General features: G+C 69.1%; 5 protein-coding genes and 1 pseudogene. 3 read left to right on the forward strand and 3 right to left on the reverse strand.

Annotated features, from left to right (window positions below):
• Nucleotides 1-143 (reverse strand): DUF397 domain-containing protein (locus tag ABZW18_RS34425; protein WP_356195385.1); only part of this gene is annotated, 143 nt, incomplete at its 3' end.
• A complete protein-coding gene (locus ABZW18_RS34430) occupies nucleotides 140-976 on the reverse strand; it encodes a helix-turn-helix transcriptional regulator (RefSeq protein WP_356195378.1) in 837 nt (278 codons plus the stop codon). The genes ABZW18_RS34425 and ABZW18_RS34430, both read right to left, overlap by 4 nt.
• Before the next feature lie 369 nt (nucleotides 977-1,345).
• On the opposite strand from ABZW18_RS34430, the gene ABZW18_RS34435 reads away from it, so the two are divergent.
• The gene (locus tag ABZW18_RS34435; protein WP_356195380.1) at nucleotides 1,346-1,867 is read left to right on the forward strand and encodes a pyridoxamine 5'-phosphate oxidase family protein; all 522 of its coding nucleotides are present in this window, start codon (nucleotides 1,346-1,348) and stop codon (nucleotides 1,865-1,867) included.
• Between the two features lie 28 nt (nucleotides 1,868-1,895).
• Here the strand turns inward: ABZW18_RS34435 and ABZW18_RS34440 are convergent, their stop codons facing one another.
• Entirely contained in the window at nucleotides 1,896-2,021 is a 126-nt protein-coding gene (locus ABZW18_RS34440; RefSeq protein WP_356195383.1) for a hypothetical protein, read from the reverse strand.
• Nucleotides 2,022-2,414: 393 nt separating this feature from the next.
• On the opposite strand from ABZW18_RS34440, the pseudogene ABZW18_RS34445 reads away from it, so the two are divergent.
• Both ABZW18_RS34445 and ABZW18_RS34450 read left to right on the forward strand, forming a co-directional pair.
• A pseudogene (locus ABZW18_RS34445) lies at nucleotides 2,415-2,703 on the forward strand (carboxyl transferase domain-containing protein); the annotation flags it as partial.
• A gap of 128 nt (nucleotides 2,704-2,831) precedes the next feature.
• The coding region (locus tag ABZW18_RS34450) for a biotin carboxylase N-terminal domain-containing protein (RefSeq protein WP_356195388.1) at nucleotides 2,832-2,905 on the forward strand (74 nt) is incomplete at its 3' end.

Genomic DNA, 2,905 nt, shown 5'->3' on the forward strand with positions numbered 1-2,905 from the left:
GCCGGCCCGTGCGGGTCCTTGCTGTCGCGGACGGGCACGATGCCGGGGAAGCCGTCGGCGATCTCGACGCAGGCTCCTCCTTCGCCGTTGCTGTAAGACGACTTGCGCCAGACAGTGGTACTCAGGTCGTGTGCGGTTCTCATGGGCTCGTGAAGTCCTCTGCCGCCGCCGACTCGATCAAGGTGAGGGACGCCTTCGGCGACAGCGCGGCGGCCCTTACGTGATCGTATGACCTCTGGAACTTGGCGACCAGCGTTGGATCGTCGATGAGTTGGCCGGTGTGCGCCCCCTCGGTGTAAGCCACCGGCGGAGCGTCCGCGAGGGTCATGAGGATCGTCGTTCCGTACATGAGCGGGTGTGGCCCCGCCGAGTAGGGCAACACCTGTACAACCACGCGATGATGCGAGCGTGCCATGGCCGCGAGATGGTCGAGTTGTTCGCGCATGACCTCGGGCCCCTCCACCGGCACATGCAGTCCGGCCTCGTGGATGATCGCCCACAACTCCGGGGCTTCTGGGTCGTCGAGACGGCGAGTCCGGTCCAGGCGGGCGGTCACGTGAGCTTCCACCTCTTCCTGCGGCGCGAAAGGGAGAGTGGCCCGCGTGAGACCGCGGGCGTAGGCCGCGGTTTGCAGAAGCCCCGGCACCAGCATGGGCGCGTACTCGCTGATGGTCTGGGCCAGCTTCTCCAACTCCGCCGCATCCGCGAAGTAGTCGGCGTGCTTGGACTGGCGAGCCAGCTCGCACAGCCGCTCGAAGTGCTTTCCGCTCCCCAGGACGTCGTCGAACAGCCTCGACACATCGGGTTGCGGCCGTCGCGCCGCCGACTCGAACTGCCCGATGTACGTGCCCGAGCAGAAGACCCGTTCCCCGAGCTGTTCCTGGGACATGCCGGCGGCCTCCCGGAGGCGTCGCAGTTCTGCGCCGTAGAAGGCCCTGGGCGAGGTGTACGGGTCGAGGTTCTTGTGCTGGGTCATGGCCAACGTCCCCTGGTCACAACGTGCTTGGCGGGTGCTCCGCCACCCAGCGTAGCCGTAACCGATCACTCTGTGAGAAGGGTCCGTGACAACCGGCGGCTCGACCCGCCCGGTCCGCATCCCCCGCCCGTTCGTGGAGCAGGGGCGCTGCGACCGGCCGGTGCCGCCCGGGCGGTCGGGGCGCCGGCTGCCCGCATGCGGGGAGCGAGCCCCGTTCGAGCCGATTGGCCCAATCGGCAGTCACTAGCGCAACTCCATGATCGGCAGAAGGCCATACTGAGACAAAGATGCTTGTCGAGGTGCAGTGGAGTCCGGCCGGCGGGAGAGGGCCCGGTCCCGGTGCGTCGGCAGCCGGGCGAAGGAGCAGAGATGGCGGGCAGGGAACCGGTGACCGAGCTGGACGCTCGGTACAGCAGCGACAGCGCGACCCCGACGGGCTGGGCACAGGCGTCCGAGCGTCTGGAGAGCGCCGAAGTGTTCTGGCTGTCGACCGTACGGCCGGAAGGACGCCCTCACGTCACCCCGCTGCTGTGTGTCTGGCTGGACGACGCGCTGTACTTCTGTACGGGCCCGGACGAGCGCAAAGCCAGGAACCTCGTCCAGAACCAGCACTGCATCCTCACCACCGGGTGCAACGCCCTCAACGAAGGCCTCGACCTCGTGGTGGAAGGTGCCGCCACGAAGGTGAGCGACGACGCCGGGCTCAGGCGGATCGCCGATGCGTACGAGTCGAAGTACGGCAGCGACTGGCACTTCTCGGTGCGTGACGGCGCCTTCCACCACGAGGGCGGCACGGCCCTGGTCTACGAGGTCGCCCCCTCGACGGTCTTCGGCTTCGGCAAGGGCGGCGAGGACTTCAGCCAGACCCGCTGGCGCTTCGAGCGCGATTGAGCCGCACGGCCCGCTCCGGCTCGGCCGGTCACGCCCCGCACGGGGGAAGACCGCCGCACAGAGCGACCATGTCCTCGAACGCGGCCTGCACATCCAGCGGCACCGCGGGCTCGGCACCGGCCTCCTCCGCGTAGGCCCGGACCAGGTTGCCCACCAGCCGTTCCGCGTCGAGCAGTTGGGCGTACGGGCCGGGGGCCGGCCGACCGCGCCAGTTCCAGAGGAGACCTACATCGTGCTGCTACGACGGTCATTTGGCCAGGGCCTTGCAGGTCAGCACGGCGGAGGTGGCCCGTGACGTGCTGCCCTTCAGGGGGTGGGGATACCGTCTGGTGGCGGACCCGGGGGTGCTGGACGCGAGTGTCTTCGCGCGGTACGCGGAGCTGGGCCGGCGCGCGCTGGTGAACGACGAGAACGAGCAGGCCTCCGTGATGCTGAACCGGGCCCCGCGGGTCCGGCGCGGTCCCGATGTACAGGTTGGCCACCACGGCCCGCCGGGCCTCGATGCGCTCCCCCGACTTCAGCACGACGCCGGTGACCCGGTCGCCGGGCCAGATTCGTACAGCTGTGCGACACCTTCAATGTCCCGCTGGTCGCTCTGGTGGGCGTCCCGGGCTTCCTGCCGGGAGTGGACCAGGAGCACGGCGGGGTCATCCGGCACGGCGCCAAGCTGCTCTACGCGTACGGCAACGCGAGCGTGCCGCGGATCTCGGTCGTCCTGCGCAAGTGCCCGCCGCTACGGTGGCGTGTTCATCGTCATGGACTCCCGCTCCATCGGCGCGGACCTCTCACTCGCCTGGCCCACCGACGAGATCGCCGTGATGGGTGCGGAAGGGGCAAAGCTCGATGCGGCGGCCGAGGACTGGGCCGTGCGGGCGGAACGGGAACACGCCCACCGCCCTACGCTCCGCCCGGCCGGTTCTTGGAAGAATGGATCGTGAGTCATGAGGGAGCCATCGTGCGCAAGGTGCTCATCGCCAACCGTGGCGAAATCGCTGTCCGCGTTGCCCGTGCCTGTCGGGACGCCGGGATCGGATCGGT

Origin of the sequence: Streptomyces sp. NPDC004647 (assembly GCF_040609575.1) — a bacterium.
Lineage (GTDB): Bacteria > Actinomycetota > Actinomycetes > Streptomycetales > Streptomycetaceae > Streptomyces.